The organism is Massilia sp. 01N417 (genome assembly GCF_056399645.1).
In genome coordinates this window covers 63887-82479 of sequence record NZ_JBFTRS010000025.1, presented here as the reverse complement: position 1 = coordinate 82479, position 18593 = coordinate 63887, and the positions used below count along the sequence as shown (strand labels likewise).

The 18593-nt window shown below is 67.3% G+C and carries 12 protein-coding genes; 4 read left to right on the top strand and 8 right to left on the bottom strand.

The window, feature by feature from the left end; all coding sequences use genetic code 11:
- Positions 1–5: 5 nt before the first annotated feature.
- Genes folK through hda form a run of 4 tightly spaced genes read right to left on the bottom strand, consistent with a single transcriptional unit; the run spans position 6 to position 3223 of the window.
- The gene (gene folK / locus AC1DOQ_RS22805) at positions 6–482 is read right to left on the bottom strand and encodes a 2-amino-4-hydroxy-6-hydroxymethyldihydropteridine diphosphokinase (RefSeq protein ID WP_477369411.1); all 477 of its coding nucleotides are present in this window, start codon (positions 480–482) and stop codon (positions 6–8) included.
- Positions 479–1873: a polynucleotide adenylyltransferase PcnB gene (gene pcnB / locus AC1DOQ_RS22800; protein WP_477369409.1), complete on the bottom strand. Its 1395-nt coding sequence runs from the start codon at positions 1871–1873 to the stop codon at positions 479–481. The genes folK and pcnB overlap by 4 nt, the downstream gene beginning before the upstream one ends.
- On the bottom strand, positions 1866–2540 hold the full coding sequence (locus AC1DOQ_RS22795) for an HAD family hydrolase (protein ID WP_477369407.1): 675 nt from the start codon (positions 2538–2540) through the stop codon (positions 1866–1868). The genes pcnB and AC1DOQ_RS22795 overlap by 8 nt, the downstream gene beginning before the upstream one ends.
- A complete protein-coding gene (hda, locus tag AC1DOQ_RS22790; protein WP_477369405.1) occupies positions 2537–3223 on the bottom strand; it encodes a DnaA regulatory inactivator Hda in 687 nt (228 codons plus the stop codon). The genes AC1DOQ_RS22795 and hda overlap by 4 nt, the downstream gene beginning before the upstream one ends.
- Positions 3224–3397: 174 nt before the next feature.
- On the opposite strand from hda, the gene purM reads away from it, so the two are divergent.
- Complete coding sequence (gene purM / locus AC1DOQ_RS22785; RefSeq protein ID WP_477369403.1) at positions 3398–4441, top strand: phosphoribosylformylglycinamidine cyclo-ligase; 1044 nt, start codon at positions 3398–3400, stop codon at positions 4439–4441.
- 343 nt (positions 4442–4784) lie between these two features.
- Positions 4785–11666 (top strand): Ig-like domain-containing protein, encoded by a 6882-nt coding sequence (locus AC1DOQ_RS22780; protein WP_477369401.1) that lies wholly within the window; start codon positions 4785–4787, stop codon positions 11664–11666.
- Positions 11667–11861: 195 nt separating this feature from the next.
- Here the strand turns inward: AC1DOQ_RS22780 and AC1DOQ_RS22775 are convergent, their stop codons facing one another.
- From AC1DOQ_RS22775 to AC1DOQ_RS22760, 4 genes are read right to left on the bottom strand one after another with little or no spacing between them, the layout of a single operon-like run.
- Positions 11862–13922, bottom strand: coding sequence for a sodium:solute symporter family protein (locus AC1DOQ_RS22775; protein ID WP_477369399.1), 2061 nt, complete (start codon positions 13920–13922; stop codon positions 11862–11864).
- A 2-nt stretch (positions 13923–13924) separates the two neighbouring features.
- Positions 13925–14233, bottom strand: a complete 309-nt coding sequence (locus tag AC1DOQ_RS22770; protein ID WP_477369397.1) for a DUF4212 domain-containing protein — start codon at positions 14231–14233, stop codon at positions 13925–13927.
- Positions 14223–15779, bottom strand: a complete 1557-nt coding sequence (locus AC1DOQ_RS22765) for a sensor histidine kinase (RefSeq protein ID WP_477369395.1) — start codon at positions 15777–15779, stop codon at positions 14223–14225. Before AC1DOQ_RS22765 ends, AC1DOQ_RS22770 begins: the two co-directional genes overlap by 11 nt.
- A gap of 21 nt (positions 15780–15800) precedes the next feature.
- On the bottom strand, positions 15801–16508 hold the full coding sequence (locus AC1DOQ_RS22760) for a response regulator (RefSeq protein ID WP_442124270.1): 708 nt from the start codon (positions 16506–16508) through the stop codon (positions 15801–15803).
- Positions 16509–16698: 190 nt separating this feature from the next.
- Here AC1DOQ_RS22760 and recA point away from each other — a divergent pair, with 190 nt between their 5' ends.
- Entirely contained in the window at positions 16699–17784 is a 1086-nt protein-coding gene (gene recA / locus AC1DOQ_RS22755; protein ID WP_477369393.1) for a recombinase RecA, read from the top strand.
- An 18-nt stretch (positions 17785–17802) separates the two neighbouring features.
- A complete protein-coding gene (gene recX, locus AC1DOQ_RS22750; protein WP_477369391.1) occupies positions 17803–18258 on the top strand; it encodes a recombination regulator RecX in 456 nt (151 codons plus the stop codon).
- The last annotated feature ends 335 nt before the right edge of the window (positions 18259–18593 follow it).

The window sequence follows — 18593 nt, the reverse complement described above, 5'->3', positions numbered from 1 at the left end:
ACCGGTCAGCCGATCTTTTCGATGGCCTGGCCGGCAACGAAGGGCAGCAGGTCCGCCACGCGGCCGCGGCCGGGAATCAGGAGCCCGGGCGCCAGTTCGGCCAGCGGCGCCAGCACGAAGGCACGCTCGTGCATGCGCGGGTGGGGCACCAGCAGGGAAGGCGCATCATTGATGACCTCGTCGTCGTACAGCAGCAGGTCGAGATCGAGGGTGCGCGGGGCGTTGCGGTAGGGACGTTCGCGGCCATGGGCCTGTTCGATGCCGTGCAGGGCGGCCAGCAGTGCGCGGGCGCTCAGCGAGGTGTCGACTTCCGCCACCGCGTTGACGTAATCGTCGCCGGAGGAATCGATGGGCGCGGTGCGGTACAGCGACGAGGCGCGCAACAGGCGCACGCCCGGCACCCAGGCCAGGCGCTCCAGCGCGTCGAGGACGTTGGCGCTGGCATCGCCCAGGTTGGCGCCGATGCCGATCCAGGAACTCATTCGCCGTCCGGTCCCGATGCGGCTTGCGCACCGCCGTCGAACTGGACTGCCGAGTCGCCGTCGCCGGTCTTGCGCGGGCCGCGGCGGCGCGGGCGCTTCTTCTTCTCGCCGCCCTGCGGTTCGCGGGCCGAGTTGATCAGGCGTTCGCGCTCGGCGATGTCGCCGGCATAGAAGGTGGCCCACCAGTTGCCCAGCTCCGCATCGAGCTCGCCCGATTCGCAGCGCAGCAGCAGGAAATCGAAGCCGGCGCGGAAGCGCGGATGCTCCAGCAGCTTGTAAGGCGACTTGCCGGTGCGGCGTTCGAAGCGCGGCTGCATCGCCCAGATGTCGCGCATGTCGGTGGCGATGCGGCGCTGCAGCGCCAGGCTGTCGGTCTGGTTGTCGAGCACGTCGTCGGCCGCCAGGTGCAGGGCCGGGATCGCCGATTCGCCGGCGGCGCGGTAGGCGTTCCACTTTTCCAGCACCTGGTGCCACAGCAGGGAGGCGAACAGGAAGCCGGCCGAGACGCCCTTGCCGGCACGGACGCGGGCGTCGGTCGATTCCAGCGCCAGGGTCACGAACTTCATGCCGATCGGCTGTTCCAGCACCACGTCCAGCAGCGGCAGCAGGCCGTGGTGCAGGCCGGCGGCGCGCAGCTCCTTCAGGCAGGCCAGCGAATGGCCGGACTGCAGGAGTTTCAGCATCTCGTCGAATACGCGCGCGGCCGGTACGTTGTTGATCAGCGGCGCCATCACCGGGATCGGCGCGCGGGTGGCCGGCTCGATCGTGAACTGCAGCTTGGCGGCAAAGCGCACCACGCGCAGCATGCGCACCGGGTCTTCGCGGTAGCGCGCTTCCGGTTGGCCGATGATGCGCAGGACCTTGTCGCGGATGTCCTGGATGCCGCCGTGGTAGTCGAGCACCGACTGGGTCGCCGGGTCGTAGTACATGGCGTTGATGGTGAAGTCGCGGCGCTCGGCGTCTTCGTGCTGGGGACCGAAGTTATTGTCGCGCAGGACGCGGCCGTGCTCGTCCTTCGGCGCGTTGTTGTTGCTGGAGTTGCCGCGGAAGGTGGTCACCTCCAGCAGCTCCTGGCCGAACATCACGTGCACGATCTGGAAGCGGCGCCCGATGATGAAGGCGCGCCGGAACAGTTTTTTCACCTCTTCCGGCGTGGCGTCGGTGGCGATGTCGAAGTCCTTCGGCTTCACGCCCAGCAGCAGGTCGCGCACGGCGCCGCCGACCACGAAGGCCTTGAAGCCGGCTTCCTGCAGGGTCTGGGTGACGCGCACCGCGTTCGGCGACAGCAGTCTGGGGTCGATGCCATGCTCGGCCGGGCCGAGGATCACGGGCTGGGTGGGATCGCGCTGGTCTTTCACGCCAAGGATCTTGCGGATGAATTTTTTAATCATTGAACAGATGGAGTAAAGGCCAGCCATGGGCGCTTGCGTGTTGGGCCAGTTTGGCGCTCGGGTTGGTCGCCACCGGATGCGAAACGACGGACAGCAGCGGGATGTCGTTGTGCGAGTCGCTGTAGAAATAACTGCGCTCGAAGCCGCCGAAAGGCTTGCCCAGGCTCTCCAGCCAGGCATGCATGTGGGTGACCTTGCCGTGGCCCTGGGTCGGCGTGCCGAGCAGCTTGCCGGTCGGATGGCCGCGTTCGTCCAGGTGCGGGCGCGCCGCGATCAGGTGCTCGACCTCGAGTGCCCGCGCGATCGGCGCCGTCAGCCAGCCGTTGGTGGCGGTGATGATGGCCACCAGGTCGCCGGCGCCGCGGTGGCGCTGCAGCAGTTCCACCGCCTTCGGCCGGATCGCCGGCTCGATCACTTCGCGCATGTACTGCGCGTGCAGGTCCTTCAGGTGGGCCGGGTCGAAACCGGCCAGGGTGCCGAGGGCGAACTCGAGGTATTCGACCGGGTCGAGGGTGCCGGCCTGGTACTGGTTGAAGAATTCTTCGTTGCGGCGCTGGTAGGCGTCGCAGTCGACCACCTTGTTCCGTACCAGGAACTGGCCCCACTCGAAGTCGGAGTCCAGCGGCAGCAGGGTATGGTCGAGGTCAAACAGCGCGAGATTACTCATTCTTTGGATTCGTTTTGCGGGTTTCCCTGCAGCAGCAGGTCACGCAGCAGGGGCAGCGTGACCGGGCGCTGGGTCTCGAGCGAATACTGGTCGAGGGCGTCCAGCATGGTCGACAGGGAGCGCATGTCGCGCTTGAAATGGGACAGCAAATAGGGTAACACGCTCGCCGACAGCGTCAAACCGCGTGCCTCGGCGGCCTGGGTGAGGGCGGCGATCTTCTCGTCGTCCGACAGGCCGTGGATCTGGTACACCAGGCCCCAGCCCATCCGGGTACGCAGGTCTTCGCGCACCGGCAGCACGGCCGGCGGCACCGGGCCCGCACAGACCATGTAGGCGCCGTGCTCGCGCACCTGGTTGAACAGGGCGAAGGCGTCGATCTGGCGTTCCGGCGTCAGGCGGTCGATGTCGTCCACCAGGTAGAGGCTGGTGTCCGGCGTGTAGGTGAACTGCTCGGTATCGGCGTCGAAGGCGATGTAGCGCGAACCGGGCGTGGCGGCCAGGCCGTGCAGGATGTGGGTCTTGCCGGCACCGGTTTCGGCCCAGAGGTAGCAGAAATGCTCACGCGAGGCGCGCTGCGCGAACTGGTGCATCAGGTGCGCCATTTCGGCATTCGCTCCTATCTGGAAGGTGTCGAGGCTCTGCGCCGGGTCGGCCGCGCCTAAATCGAGCACCAGCTGTTTCATGGCTTGCATCTCATCCGGGCTGAGGGAAAAAAGGCATATTGTTCTTGTTTTCGCGTCGTGGCAGGGCCGTTTTGCTAAAATAGCGGATTGACCAGTTGGCCGTTCCCGGCAGTGACGCGGGTGCGTTCAGTTGATCTACCGCTATCTATTTTACCGCCTCCGCTGCCAAATATCATGAGCCAACCGTCTAATGTTTCTCTCTCCTACCGCGATGCCGGTGTCGATATCGATGCCGGCGATGCCCTGGTCGAAGCGATCAAACCGTTTGCCAAGCGCACCATGCGCGAAGGCGTCCTCGGCGGCATCGGCGGCTTCGGCGGCCTATTCGAGATCAGCAAGAAGTACAAGGAGCCCGTCCTCGTGTCCGGTACCGACGGTGTCGGCACCAAGCTCAGGCTCGCTTTCGAGCTGAACCGCCACGACACGGTCGGCATCGACCTGGTCGCCATGAGCGTCAACGACATCCTGGTGCAGGGCGCCGAGCCGCTGTTCTTCCTCGACTATTTTGCCTGCGGCAAGCTGGACGTCGCCACCGCCACCGCCGTCGTCAAGGGTATCGCCCTCGGCTGCGAACAGTCCGGCTGCGCCCTGCTGGGCGGCGAAACGGCCGAGATGCCGGGCATGTACCCGGACGGCGAATACGACCTGGCCGGCTTCGCCGTCGGCGCCGTGGAAAAATCGCAGATCATCGACGGCAGCAAGATCGCCGCCGGCGACGTCGTGCTGGGCCTGGCTTCCTCGGGCATCCACTCGAACGGCTATTCGCTGGTGCGCAAGATCATCGAAGTCGCCAAGCCGGACCTGGAAGCCGACTTCCACGGCCGCAAGCTGGCGGATGTCCTGATGGCGCCGACCCGTCTCTACGTCAAGCCGCTGCTGGCCCTGATGCAGGCCATGGAAGTGAAGGGCCTGGTGCACATCACCGGCGGCGGCCTGGTCGAGAACATCCCGCGCGTGCTGCAGGATGGCCTGACCGCCGTGCTGGATTCCAAGTCCTGGACCATGCCGCCGCTGTTCCAGTGGCTGCAGCAGCATGGCGGCGTGCTTGATGCCGAGATGCACCGCGTGTTCAACTGCGGCATCGGCATGACCGTGATCGTGTCGAAGGAAAACGCCGACGCCGCCATGGCCCAACTGCAGGCCGCCGGCGAGACCGTCTACCGGATCGGCGAGATCCGCGCTCGCAACGAAGGCGAAGCACAGACCATCGTCAACTGACGTCCGGTCCAGGCCGCCGCGGCATTGCCGGTCTCCGCAATGGAAGACCGGCGCCGCGGCGCGCATCCATCCATCTCGAATAGTGGCGCGGAAGCCTCTCCGCAGCGCCGCTGGATTCATGAAATTTTGTCATGAATCATCCCTAATCTTCGTCAAATTCAAGCAACATATGTCATCCTTTTGTGAATGACGTGTTGCTTCGTGGATATTTTTAATTCATCATCCACGCATCGTCTGTCTTGACACCCGGTTTCCTCCGTCTCCTCGGTTTGCTGCCGCAGACAGTAAGGCCAGTGCCCGGCGCCGCGCCTTCCATCCAGAACACATCACAAGGAATACAAGCATGGCCAATGCAGGTCTCGATCTCACGCCCGATGCGCTCGCCGGTATGGCGCGCACTGAAATCGTCTTTATCGAGGACAATGTCGCGGATTACCAGACCATCGCCCGCGAAGCCGGCGCCGGCCGCGAGATCGTCATCCTCGATTCGCGTGCCGACGGCCTGCAGCAGATCCTGGCGGCATTGGCGGGGCGGACCGGCATCGACGCCCTGCACATCGTCTCGCATGGCGCCGCCGGCACCCTGAACCTGGGCACCCTGACGCTCGACGACGCGGGTCTGGCGGCCCACGCCGCGCAACTGCAGGCCATCGGCCGGAGCATGGCCCCGGACGGCGACATCCTGTTGTATGGATGCGATATCGGCGCCGGCGGCAGCGGTTTCATCGAGCAGCTGGCAAGCGCCACCGGAGCCGACGTGGCTGCCTCGAGCAACCTGACCGGCAGCGCCTCGCTGGGAGGCGACTGGAAGCTGGAAGTCGCCAGCGGGACGATCGAGGCCGCCAGTATCGGCAGTGCCGGGCTCAGCGCGGCCTACGGGGAGACGCTGGCATTGACGTTGCCGTACACGGTCGATTTCGAGCAAATCGGCGCTCTCTCCAACAACTACTCGCCGGACGTTTATTACACGTTGAACGGCGATGCTGCTTATCGACTGCATATCCATGCCGACAACGGCGCCAACGTTGATTTGGGAGATAACGGAGGCTACACGGCCTTTGCGTCGACCTTGAGCTCGAACATCGACATCTCGTTCCAGAATGGCCAGACCTTCAGCATCGCCTCCCTGGACGTACTCCAGGTAATGCTTTATCAGCCAGGTACGGTGACCTTTACCGGCCTCGACAGCAATAAGCAGGCGATCACTGCGTCCTTGCCATGGACTATGCAGGGCGGCAGTCCCAAGGTGGATCTGTCCGGCTTCAACAATATCTCCTACCTGCGCATCAGCGCCCAGGGAAGCAGCCAGATGGATGTCGAGTTCGACAACCTCCGGCTCATCCAGCCGGACACCACGCCGCCCACAATGGCCATCACCAGCGACCGGACGAGCCTGATCGCCGGCCAGACGGCCCAGATCACCTTCACCTTCAGCGAAGACCCGGGCGCCACTTTCACCAATGCCGACGTCACGGTCAGCGGCGGCACGCTGGGGGCACTGTCCGGCACCGGCCTGGTGCGCACCGCCACCTTCACGCCGACGGCCAATACCAACAACGGCACCGGCAACATCAGCGTCGCCGCCGGCAGTTATGCGGACGCGGCCGGCAACGCCAACACCTCGGCCAGCAACGCCTCCGCGATCAGCTACGATACCAAGGCGCCGACCGTGACGGTATCCAGCAACCAGGCGAGCCTGAAGGCGGGCGAGAGCGCCACCATCACCTTCACCTTCAGCGAAGACCCCGGTTCGAGCTTCAACGCCGGCGACCTCACGGTCAGCGGCGGCACCCTTGGGCCGATCAGCGGCAGCAGCGGTCTGACCCGCACGGCCACCTTCACGCCCACCGCCAATGTCGACAACGGCACCGCCACCATCGCCGTCAAGAATGCCTCGTTCCAGGACGCAGCCGGCAACAGCAACGCCGGCAGCGCCAGCATCAGCGTCGGCTACGACACGCTGGCGCCGTCGACGCCGGGCGCGCCGGTGCTGGCAAGCAGCGGCGATTCCGGGACGTCCAACAGCGACGGCGTCACCAACCAGAACCCGCTGACCATCAGCGGCACCGCCGACAACGGCAGCACGGTCAAGCTGTACGACGGCGCCACCGAGATCGCCTCCGTCGCGGTCTCCGGCGGCACCTACACCATCTCGCTGTCGAATCTCGCCGAGGGTAGTCACACGCTGGCCGCCGTTGCGGTGGACGCCGCCGGCAACCGGAGTGGGGTGTCCGCCGGCCAGGTGGTCATCGTCGACCGCACCGCGCCCACCACGAGCGTCGTCGGCGCCATGCTGTCCAACGACACCGGCAGCTCGGCCACCGACATGATCACGAAGGTCGCGTCGCAGACCATTTCCGGCACCCTCGCCGCCAACCTGCAGGCCGGCGAACAGGTCATGGTCTCGCTCGATAACGGCGCCAGCTGGAGCGCGGCCACGGCCAGCGTCGGCAGCAACGCCTGGTCGCTGCCGGCAACGCTGGCCGGCAGCGGTACCCTGAAAGTGCAGGTGGTCGACCTGGCCGGCAATGGCGGGCCGGTCTACGCGCATGCCTACACCCTCGACACGGCCGCGCCGGCCGCGCCTTCGACGCCGGACCTCGATGCCGGCAGCGACAGCGGCGTTTCCAGCACCGACAACATCACCGGCGTCACCCTGCCGGGTTTCAGCGGCACCGGCGAAGTCGGCGCCACCGTGCGGCTGTTCGACGGCGGCATCGAAATCGGCAGCGACGTGGTGGGGGCGGATGGCAAGTGGCACATCACCACCAGCAGCGGCACGCCGTTCACCCAGCGCACGCACTACGTCACGGCGATTGCGACCGATGTCGCCGGCAACGCCAGCACCAACTCGCCGGCGCTGGAAGTGCAGGTGATCACCAGCGGTCCGGCCACGACCATCGCCGGCATGGCGCTGTCGACGGATTCCGGCGTCGCCGGCGACTTCATCACCAACACGGCGGCGCAAACCATCTCGGGCACGCTGAGCGCCGGCCTGGCGGCCGGCGAACGCGTGGAGGTCTCGCTCGACGGCGGCAATGCCTGGCTCGATGCCGCCAGCGCCACCGGCAGCAATGCCTGGTCGATCGCGGCGACGCTCGCGGCCGGCAGCCACGACATCCGGGTGCGCGTGATCGATGCGGTCGACAACGCCGGGCCGGTCTACACCCAGGCCTATACGCTGGACAGCGTGAGCCCGACCGTCGTCATCACCAGCAGCGCCAGTACGCTGAAGGCCGGCGACACCGCCACCATCACCTTCACCTTCAGCGAAGACCCGGGCAGCAGCTTCGGCTGGGATGGCAGCGCGGGGAGCCTGACGGTCAGCGGCGGCACCCTGTCGGCGATGAGCGGCACCGGCACCACGCGCACCGCCACCTTCACGCCAAGCGCAAATACCGATGCCGGCACGGCCGGCATTACGATCGCCGTGGGCCAGTACCATGACGCCGCAGGCAATGCCGGCGCGGGCGGCGCCATGCCCACGATCGCCTACGACACGCTGGCGCCGAACGTTCCCGGCGCACCGGCCCTGGCCAGCGGCGACGATTCCGGCGCGTCCGGCAGCGACAAGCTCACCAACAAGAGCCTGCTCACCTTCACCGGCAGCGCCGTCGACGGCACGACGGTCCGGTTGTACGACGGCGGAACCGAGATCGGCCACGTGACGGCCAGCGGCGGCAAGTACAGTATCGCGGTCAACAACCTGGGCGAGGGTGCGCACAGCCTGACGGCGATCGCCTTCGATACAGCCGGCAATGCCAGTGCGGCATCCGGCGCGCTGGCGGTCACCGTCGACCGTACGCCGCCGGCCACTGCGGTCGCCGGCGCTGCGCTGTCCAACGACACCGGCGCCTCCGGCAGCGACATGATCACCGCGGACGCGAACCAGACCATCTCCGGCACCCTCGGCGCCAGCCTGGCCGCCGGCGAGCAAGTCATGGTCTCGCTCGACAACGGTGCCAGCTGGAGCGTGGCCACCGCCAGCGTCGGCAGCAATGCCTGGTCGATGCCGGCGACGCTGGCCGGCAGCGGCACCCTGAAAGTGCAGGTGGTCGACGCCGCCGGCAATGGCGGGCCGGTCTACGCGCATGCCTATACCCTCGATACGACCGCACCGGCGGCGCCGTCGGCGCCGGACCTCGATGCCGGCAGCGACAGCGGCAGCTCCAGCACCGACAACATCACCGGCGTCACCAGGCCGGCCTTCAGCGGCAGCGCCGAGATCGGATCCACCGTCCGGCTCTACGACGGCGCGACCGAGATCGGCCACGCGACCGTCACCGACGGGACCTGGCACATCACCAGCGACATCGCGCTGGCCGGCGGCAGCCACGGCATCACCGCCAGGGCCATCGACCTGGCCGGCAACGTGAGCGATGCTTCCGCGGCCCTGACGGTGCAGGTCCTGACCGCCGGACCGTCCACCACCGTCCAGGGCATGGCGCTGTCGAACGACACCGGCGTCGCCGGCGACTTCATCACCAACACGGCGGCGCAGGCCATCTCGGGCACCCTGAGCGCCAGCCTGGCGGCCGGCGAACGCGTGCAGGTCTCGCTCGACGGCGGCCATGCCTGGCTCGATGCCGCCGGCGCCACCGGCAGCAATGCCTGGTCGATCGCGGCGACGCTCGCGGCCGGCAGCCACGACATCCAGGTGCGCGTGATCGATGCACTCGACAATGCCGGGCCGGTCCACACCCAGGCCTATACGCTCGACAGCGTGGGTCCGACCGTCGTCATCACCAGCGACCACGTATCCTTGAAAGCCGGCGAGACCGCCACCATCACCTTCACCTTCAGCGAAGATCCCGGCAGCAGCTTCGGCTGGGACGGCAGCGCCGGCGACCTCACGGTCAGCGGCGGCACCCTGTCGGCCTTGGGCGGCAGCGGCCTGGTACGCACCGCCATCTTCACCCCGGACGCCAATGTCGACGGCGGCAGCGCCGGCATCGCCGTCAAGGCGAATGCCTATGAGGATGCGGCCGGCAACCCGGGCAGCGCCGCCACCGCGCCTGCGCTCGCCTTCGACACGCTGGCGCCGGGCGCGCCAACCGCGCCTGCCCTCGACAAAGGCAGCGACAAGGGCGCCTCCGACAGCGACAATCTCACCAGCGCCACCAGCCTGGTCTTCAAGGGCACGGCGGAAGCCGGCGCCACCGTCACGCTCTACGACAGCGACGGCAGCACCGTGATCGGCAGCGGCATCGCCACCGGCGGCAACTGGACGATCACGACCTCGGCGCTGGGCGAGGGCAGCCATGCGGTCACGGCCAGGGCAAGCGACGCCGCCGGCAACGTCGGCGCCATGTCCGGCGCGGCCACGGTGAGCATCGATACCACCAGGCCGACCCTGCTCATCACCAGCAACGCCAGCCAGCTGAAGATCGGCGACACCGCCACCATCACCTTCACCTTCAGCGAAGATCCGGGATCCAGCTTCGGCTGGGACGGCAGCAGCGGCAGCCTGACGGTCAGCGGCGGCACGCTGTCGGCTGTTCAAGGAAGCGGCCTGGTGCGCACCGCCATCTTCACGCCGGCGCCGAATACCGACGCCGGCAGCGCCGGCATCGTCGTGAACGACGGTGCCTACCGCGATGCGGCCGGCAACGACGGCGCCGCCGCCGCCGCGCCTTCGCTGCACTTCGACACCCTGGCGCCCGCGGCGCCGGCCGCACCGGTGCTGCAGGCGGCAAGCGACACAGGGGTGAAAGGCGACGGCCTGACCGAGGCCGGCATGCCGGTCATCGAGGGAACCGCGCTCGCGAACGCCGTGGTCACGCTGTACGAGACCATCGGCACGGGCCGGGTCAAGGTCGGCACGGCCCTGGCGGACGGCAGCGGCAAATGGAGTATCGCCACCGGCCTGTCGATCGGTGTCCACACGCTGAGCGCGACCCAGGCCGACGCCGCCGGCAACGAATCGGCGGCCAGCACGGCCTTCGCGCTGCGCATCGTCGAACCGCCGCTGCCGGTCAGCCTGATCGACGGCATGCCGGTGACCATCCAGCCGGTCGGCCTGCCGGGCGGCGTGAACGGCAGCGCGGTCGCGATTCCGATCGTCGGCGCGGACCGGGTGGAATCCAGCGGTAACGCGGGCGTGGCCGACATTCCCCTCGCCACTTCCACCCAGGGCGGCACGCTGCTGCTGGCCCAGGTGGCGCCCGGCTTTGGCCTGTCGGCCAGCGGCGCCAACCTGCCGGTGGCCGGTGCCGGCGAACTCCTGCTGGCAGCGATCAGGGCGGCCACGCCCACGCACGCGGCATCGGACCAGGGCCACCTGACCGGCAACGGCCAGAGCTTCCTGGCCGGCCTGGCATCCGGCGGCTCGCTGCTGGTCGAGACCGTGAAGCCGGTCAGCGCCACCGTGCCGAACGGCGTACTGACCCTGAGCGGCCAGGCCGCCGGCACGGGGCAGGGCACGGCATTGGTGATCGACGCCGGCGGCCTGGCGGCCGGTTCGACGATCGCGCTGCAGCAGGTGAATTTCGCCGCCGTGATCGGCGCCGCCAATGTGACCGCGCAGGGCGGCATGGTGCTGAGCGGCGACGCCGCCGCCCAGCATTTCACGGTCGCGCCGGGCGGTTCGGCGTCGGTGTTCGCCGGCGGCGGCAAGGATGTCCTGAGCGTCGGCGCTGCCGGCCAGGGCTCGAGCCCGGCCGCCGGCGTCACGCTGCTGCATGGCGGATCGGACACCGACATCGCCAGCTTCGGCGGCGCGCGCGCCGACTACGACATCGCCTTCCACAACGGCTACGCGATCGTCAGCAGCAAGGCCGCGCCGGACGTGAAGGCGATGGTGGTCAACGTCGAGCAGCTGCAGTTCAGCGACACCAGCGTCACGGTCCAGAACAGCGCCGACATGGGCCTGCTGGCCGGCATGTACCAGACCGTGCTGGGCCGCCAGGCCGACGTCATGGGCATCGAATACTGGGCCAATGTCCACCAGGCCGGCGCCAGCTGGGGCTCGGTCGCGCTGAGCATGATCGCATCGAACGAGCACGCTGCCGGCCACGCCGGCTTCAACGGCGTGGCGGCGCACGACGTCGCCTTGCTCTACACGGCGATCTTCAACCGCGATGCCGATGCCAGCGGGCTGGCCTACTGGACCGCCGCGATGGCGAACGGCACCACCCTGGAGCAGGTGGCGTCGTCCTTCGTGCAGTCGGTGGAAATGGTCGGCCATCAGCGCGCGGCGGCCGACTGGGACTTCAGCGTGGCTTGAGGCGCCGCCCATGCCGCCGGCGATGGCGAAGCCGTCGCCTCGGCGGCAGCGGCAGCGTCGGCGGTTTTATTGGATCACGGCACCGTTGCCGATATGCTTGTCGAGGAAGTTCTCGACCCGGCTCCGGAAGTCGATGCGATAGCCTGCCAATTCACAGAGGCCACATTTCTCAAGACTTCGGCAGTCTGCCGGCTGTCACGCTTCCTCCGGCGCCCGGATGTACTCGACCAGCCCGGTGCTCTCGCGCGTCGGCGGCGGCGTCAGCAGGCTGACCACGGCCAGCACCGCCAGCCCGGCCGGCACCCCGAACACGCCGGCCGAGATCGGCGCGATGTGGAACCAGGTGCTGTCCGCGTTCCCGCCCAGGATCGGGTTGGTGTGCAGCATGTAGTAGACGCAGACCAGGAATCCCGCCAGCATGCCGGCGACCGCGCCCTGGTGGTTGGCGCGCTTCCAGAACACGCCCGCCACCAGCGCCGGGAACAGGGTCGAGCCGGCCAGCGAGAAGGCCGCGCCGACCAGCGACAGGATGTCGGCCGGCTTCTGCGAGGCGACGTAGGCGGCGATGAAGGCCACCGCCAGCAGCAGCAGTTTCGAGATCGTGACCCGTTTCTGGGTCGAGGCGCCCGGGTCGACCATCTTGAAGTAGATGTCGTGCGACAGCGCGTTCGAGATCGCCAGCAGCAGGCCGTCTGCGGTGGACAGGGCCGCCGCCAGGCCGCCGGCCGCGACCAGGCCCGAGATCACGTAGGGCAGGCCGCCGATTTCCGGCGTGGCCAGGGTCAGGACGTCGCCGTCGATCGCGATCTCGGCCAGCTGCACGATGCCGTCGCCGTTGATGTCGGCGATGCTGAGCAGGGGATTGGTCTTGTCGACGTTGGCCCAGTAGGAGACCCAGGTCGGCAGCGTGTCGTAACTGCTGCCGACCAGGGCGGTATAGATGTCGAACTTGGCCAGCACCGCCAGCGCCGGCATCGTCAGGTAGATCAGCAGGATGAAGAACAGGGTCCAGAACACCGATACCCGGGTCTCGTGCACCGAGGGTGTGGTGTAGGCGCGCATCAGGATGTGGGGCAGGGCCGCGGTGCCGAACATCAGGCAGAACACCAGCGCCAGGAAGTTGTTGCGGCGCTGGTCGGATTCTTCGCGGGTCTTGCCGGGGAAGGGTTCGGCATGCGGTTCGGGCGGCTGGGCGCGCGCGAGGTTGGCGGCGCGCTGCTCGGCCCACAGGTGGGCGGCTTCGTCGGCGGTGCGCGGATAGGCGATCAGTTCGCGCTCGGCGTTGCGGACTTCGCCCAGCGAGGCGTTGCGGCCGCGCGCGGCGTCGAGCCGGCGCTGGACCTCGATCCGGCCCGCCTCCCACGATTGCGGCAGGGCGGCCAGCCTGGCGCCGTATTCGTCGGCCTTGGCCTTGAAGGCGGCCCGCACTTCCTGCTCGCGCGGGTCGACCGCCAGCTGGGCCTCGCGCTTGGCCAGCTTGGGCAGCACCGAGCCGTAGGCGACCTGCGGCACCGGGTTGCCGGCGAATTTCATCGACAGCCACATGGTCGGGATCAGGAACGCGACCAGGATGATGATGTACTGCGCGACCTGGGTCCAGGTGATGGCGCGCATCCCGCCCAGGAACGAGCAGACGAGAATCGACGCCAGGCCGAGGAAGATCCCGACCGAGAAGTCGACGCCGGTGAAGCGCGAGGCGATCAGGCCGACGGCATAGATTTGCGCCACCACGTAGATGAAGGAGACCACGATGGTGGCGCTCACCGCCAGCGCCCGCACCAGCTTGCCGTGCCTGCTGTTGCCGCCGTAGCGCGCGGCCAGGAAGTCCGGCACCGTGTACTGCGCGAACTTGCGCAGGTAGGGCGCGATCAGCAGCGCCACCAGGCAGTAGCCGCCGGTCCAGCCCATCACGTAGGCGAGGGCGTCGAAGCCGTGCAGGTAGAGCGTGCCGGCCAGGCTGATGAAGCTGGCTGCCGAGATCCAGTCGGCGGCGGTCGCCATGCCGTTGAACAGGGCCGGCACCCGCCGTCCGGCCACGTAGTATTCGGAGACGTTCGAGGTGCGCGCCACCACGCCGATGATCGCGTACAGCACGATCGTGGCGAACATGTACAGGTAGCCGATCCACTGGCGCGGCATGCCCTCGTTCTCGAGGATCGCCAGCGCCGCCAGGAACAGGCCGAGACAGGCCGTGAACCACAGGTAGTAGCGCGCCAGGCGCTGGAAGTAGCTGCGGTGTTTGTTCTTGCCGCCCATGTTCACGCGCCGTCCCTGAGCATGCGTGCGAACTCGCGGTCGAGGATCCGCATGCGCCAGGCGTAGACGCCGATGATGGCCAGGTAGATCAGCGTCGCGCCCTGGGCCGCCAGGTAGAAGGACAGCGGCCAGCCGAACACCGACATGTGCGCCAGGTCGCGCGCGAAGAACACGGTGCCGAAGCCGGTCGCCAGCCACAGCGCCAGCAGGACCAGGGTCAGCCTGCGCGCACGCGACCAGTGCAGGGCGCGCGCGGCGAGGATGCGCTCGCGCGGCGGTGGGGAAGGAGGGAGAACGCTGTCAGTCTGCATCGGGATCGGGTGGGGCGGGTGGTGGCGGGAAGGTCAGCCGGAACAGGCTGCCCGGGTATTTCTTGCTGGTGCTGCGCGGGTTGTAGAAGATCTCGATCTCGGCGCCGTGCTGCTGCGCGATCTCGCGCACGATCGCCAGGCCGAGGCCGGAGCCGGAGGCGCTGTTGCCGAGGATGCGGTAGAAGCGCTCGAACACGCGCGGACGCTCGCCCGGCGCGATGCCCGGGCCGGTGTCCTCGACTTCCAGCAGGGCCAGGCCGCCGTCGCTGCGCACGCGGACGGTGACGCTGCCGCCCGGCGGCGTGTAGCGCAGCGCATTGTCGATCAGGTTCGACAGCAGCTCGCGCAGCATCATGCCGTCGCCCAGGATCTCCAGCGGGCCGTCCGGGTCTTCGTAGCCGAGGTCGATCTCGTGGGCGAAGGAGGCCGGCACCCAGTCCAGCACTACGCTGCGCGCCAGCAGCGCGAGGTCGAGCGGCTCCAGCGCCAGGCCGGCATGCGGCTGGTTCTCGGCGCGCGCCAGCGCCAATAACTGATTGACCAGGCGCGTCGCCGATTCCGAACTCTTGGCCAGCTGCTCCAGCGAGCGGTGGATCTCGTCCGGATCGATCTGGCGCAGCGCGAGCTCCGACTGCATGCGCATGCCGGCCAGCGGGGTCTTCATCTGGTGGGCGGCGTCGGCGATGAAGCGCTTCTGGGCGTCGATGGTGTGCGCCAGGCGCGCCAGCATGTCGTTCAGCGAACCCACCAGCGGCGAGATCTCTTCCGGCACCTGGCGCGAATCGATCGGCGACAGGTCGTCCGGCGGCCGCGCGCGGATCCGCTCCTGCAGCTGGGCCAGCGGCGACAGGCCGCGCGACAGCGCGAACCAGACCAGGGCCAGGATCACCGGCAGGATGATGAACTGGGGCAGGATCACGCCCTTGATGATCTCGTTGGCGAGCTGGGCGCGCTTTTCCAGCGTTTCCGCCACCTGCACCAGGGCCAGGCGCGGTTCGCCGCTGCCGCGCGGTGCCGGGTCGAGCAGGGGTTGCAGGTTGACCCAGGCATAGGCGACCCGCACCGGGGTGCCGTGCAGGTTCTCGTTGCGGAAGTGCACGCGGCCGCTGCGTTCGGCGTCATCCAGCGGCGGCAGCGGCAGTTCGCGGTCGCCGTCGATTGCCTCGTTGCGCGGCCCCGTGATCTGGAAGTAGACGCTGTCGACGTCGTCGGCACGCAGGAAGTCGCGCGTGCTGCCGGGCAGGCGCGCCACCACCTTGCCGTCCACTTCCTTGACCTGCTGGGCCAGCACGGTGACGCTGTCTTCGAGCGCATGGTCGAAGGGCTGGTTGGCGATCGATTTCGCAACCAGGTAGGTGATGGCGATGCTCATCGGCCACAGCAGCAGCAGCGGGGCCAGCATCCAGTCGAGGATCTCGCCGAACAGCGAATGCTGCATGCTCTCCTCGGGCTCGGGCCGCGGAGGAACATACACGGGATCGAAGGTCGAGCCGGGGCCGGATTCGGGCGCGAGGATGCCGGCGCCGCGCCGCTTCAGGGACTTCATGTGCCGGCCTTGCCCGCCGCCTTACTTGCCGCTGCCGGCGGCCTGCGCCTTGCGTGCGCTGTCGGAATAGCGTTCCAGGCAGTAGCCCAGGCCGCGCACGGTGGCGATGCGGATGCCGCCGGTCTCGATCTTCTTGCGCAGGCGATGCACATAGACTTCGATGGCGTTGTTCGAGACTTCCTCGCCCCATTCGCACAGGTGGTCGACCAGCTGTTCCTTGGACACCAGGCGGCCGGTACGCGCCAGCAGGATTTCGAGCAGGCCCAGTTCGCGCGCCGACAGGTCCAGCATCTGGTCGTCGATGTAGGCACTGCGGCCGACCTGGTCGTACACCAGCGGACCGTGGCGGATCACGGTCGAACCGCCGCCCTGGCCGCGCCGGGTCAGGGCGCGCACCCGCGCCTCCAGCTCGGAGAGGGCGAAGGGCTTGGCCATGTAGTCGTCGGCGCCGGCGTCGAGGCCGCCCACGCGCTGCTCGATCGAGTCGGCGGCGGTAAGGATCAGCACCGGCAGCAGCGAACCGCGCGCGCGCAGGCGGCGCAGCACGTCGAGCCCGGAAAGCTTCGGCAGGCCGAGGTCGAGGATCAGCAGGTCGAATTCCTGGGTCGACAGCGCGGTGTCGGCATCCTGGCCGTTCTTCACGCAGTCGATCGCGTAGCCGGACTGGCGCAGGGAGCGCGTCAGGCCATCGGCAAGTACGCTATCATCCTCCGCTAGTAAAATACGCATGATCTCCCCCTGGTTTTGTCGTTTGAGCCTAGCTTACCTGCATATTGTGTTTGATATCTCGCAACATGTCGAATTGATCAAACGGCGGTAAATATCGCTTGCCAAAACAACTGGGATTTTATACAGTACTTCCTATTGAAATCGCGCGAGCGGTCCCTATCTTGGTTCACTCTAGGACTGAAAGTAAATCATGGACGATAAAAAATCCGCAGTAAACGCAGCAGAGAAGGGCAAGGCGCTGGCAGCAGCCCTCGCGCAGATCGAAAAGCAATTCGGTAAAGGCTCGGTCATGCGCATGGACACCAATGCGCCGGTCGAGGAAGTACAAACCGTGTCCACCGGCTCGCTGGGCCTGGACATCGCACTGGGCGTCGGCGGCCTGCCGCGCGGCCGTATCGTCGAGATCTACGGTCCGGAATCGTCGGGTAAAACCACGCTGACCCTGCAGACCATTGCCCAGATGCAGAAGCTGGGCGGCACCTGCGCCTTCATCGACGCCGAGCACGCGCTGGACGTCACCTATGCGCAGAAGCTGGGCATCAAGCTGGACGAGCTGCTGATCTCGCAGCCGGACACCGGCGAGCAAGCCCTGGAAATCACCGATGCGCTGGTGCGTTCGGGCAGCGTCGACATGGTGGTCATCGACTCGGTGGCGGCACTGACCCCGCGCGCCGAGATCGAAGGCGACATGGGTGACTCGCTGCCGGGCCTGCAAGCCCGTCTGATGTCGCAGGCGCTGCGCAAGCTGACCGCGTCGATCAACCGTACGAACACCCTGGTGATCTTCATTAACCAGATCCGTATGAAGATCGGCGTCATGTTCGGCAGCCCGGAAACCACGACCGGCGGTAACGCGCTGAAGTTCTACGCCTCCGTGCGCCTGGACATCCGCCGTACCGGTTCGATCAAGGCCGGCGACGAGGTGATCGGTAACGAAACCAAGGTCAAGGTCGTCAAGAACAAGATCGCGCCTCCGTTCAAGGAAGCCCACTTCGACATCCTGTATGGCGAAGGCACTTCCCGCGAAGGCGAGATCATCGACCTGGGCGTGGACAACAAGATCGTCGAGAAGTCGGGCTCCTGGTACAGCTATGGTGGCGAACGCATCGGTCAAGGTAAAGACAATGCGCGTATCTACCTGCGCGAGCGCCCGGCCCTGGCCCGCGAGATCGAAAACAAGGTCCGCGCCGCCCTGGGCGTGCGCGAACTGGCACCGGTCGCTGCCGTTGACGGCGCCGGTGCGGCCGAGCTGACCGCTGTCGGCGGCGAAGAGTAATCTTCGACCCGCGCCCCGGTGAGACAGACTTTGAGCCTGAAGGCTCGCGCGTTGAAGTATCTATCGACGCGCGAGCACAGCCGGATCGAGCTGGGGCGCAAGCTGTCTCGCTATGCCGAGGAGGGGGACGACGTCGAAGCCCTCCTCGATTTCCTCGAAAAGAACAACTGGCTGTCGCAGGAAAGGTTCGCCGAGTCCCTGGTGCACCGCCGTGCCGGCCGCTACGGCAACAGCCGCGTGCTGGCGGAACTCCAGCAGCATGGCCTGAAGGGCGAAGAGCTCGACGAGCTCAAGTCCGGGCTGAAGGAAACCGAAGTTGCCCGCGCCCGCGAAGTGTGGCGCCGCAAGTTCAACCGGGTTCCGCAGGACGCCGAAGATCGTAGTAAACAGATGCGCTTCCTCATGGCGCGTGGTTTTTCGCAGGGCGCGATCCGCAGCGCACTGCAGGGACGGGACGAGGACGACGAGTCCTGAAGTGCCCGATGTAAAGTAACACGCGGCTAACAAAGCCATCAGGGCAAGGCGTACCGTCGAAGACAGTACGCTAGTACGGCGAGACGGTACAACGCCGCCATGATGGCTTTGTTAGCCGCGCGAGGCGCAAGCGCACAGCGCCACCCGCCGACGTGCCGCCCACAGCGGCACCTCCTCAACGGCGGATTGACGCTGTGCGCTTGCACTTCTGTGTTGTCAAACTGCCTGTCAAAATGGCAGCCGGGTGCATCCGCTGGCGCCCTGTGCTAAACTTTCATGGTTTAAGCAGCGCCGCAAGAGCGGTTGTTGCCGTAGAAGCTGCGGCAACGTGCATC

Excerpts from the sequence above, each read along its gene's own strand:
- recA (WP_477369393.1), top strand. The coding sequence starts at position 16,699 with ATGGACGATAAAAAATCCGCAGTAAACGCAGCAGAGAAGGGCAAGGCG.
- AC1DOQ_RS22765 (WP_477369395.1), bottom strand. The coding sequence starts at position 15,779 with ATGAAGTCCCTGAAGCGGCGCGGCGCCGGCATCCTCGCGCCCGAATCC.
- hda (WP_477369405.1), bottom strand. The coding sequence starts at position 3,223 with ATGAAACAGCTGGTGCTCGATTTAGGCGCGGCCGACCCGGCGCAGAGC.
- AC1DOQ_RS22760 (WP_442124270.1), bottom strand. The coding sequence starts at position 16,508 with ATGCGTATTTTACTAGCGGAGGATGATAGCGTACTTGCCGATGGCCTG.
- AC1DOQ_RS22770 (WP_477369397.1), bottom strand. The coding sequence starts at position 14,233 with ATGCAGACTGACAGCGTTCTCCCTCCTTCCCCACCGCCGCGCGAGCGC.
- AC1DOQ_RS22795 (WP_477369407.1), bottom strand. The coding sequence starts at position 2,540 with ATGAGTAATCTCGCGCTGTTTGACCTCGACCATACCCTGCTGCCGCTG.
- folK (WP_477369411.1), bottom strand. The coding sequence starts at position 482 with ATGAGTTCCTGGATCGGCATCGGCGCCAACCTGGGCGATGCCAGCGCC.
- purM (WP_477369403.1), top strand. The coding sequence starts at position 3,398 with ATGAGCCAACCGTCTAATGTTTCTCTCTCCTACCGCGATGCCGGTGTC.
- pcnB (WP_477369409.1), bottom strand. The coding sequence starts at position 1,873 with ATGATTAAAAAATTCATCCGCAAGATCCTTGGCGTGAAAGACCAGCGC.
- AC1DOQ_RS22780 (WP_477369401.1), top strand. The coding sequence starts at position 4,785 with ATGGCCAATGCAGGTCTCGATCTCACGCCCGATGCGCTCGCCGGTATG.
- AC1DOQ_RS22775 (WP_477369399.1), bottom strand. The coding sequence starts at position 13,922 with ATGGGCGGCAAGAACAAACACCGCAGCTACTTCCAGCGCCTGGCGCGC.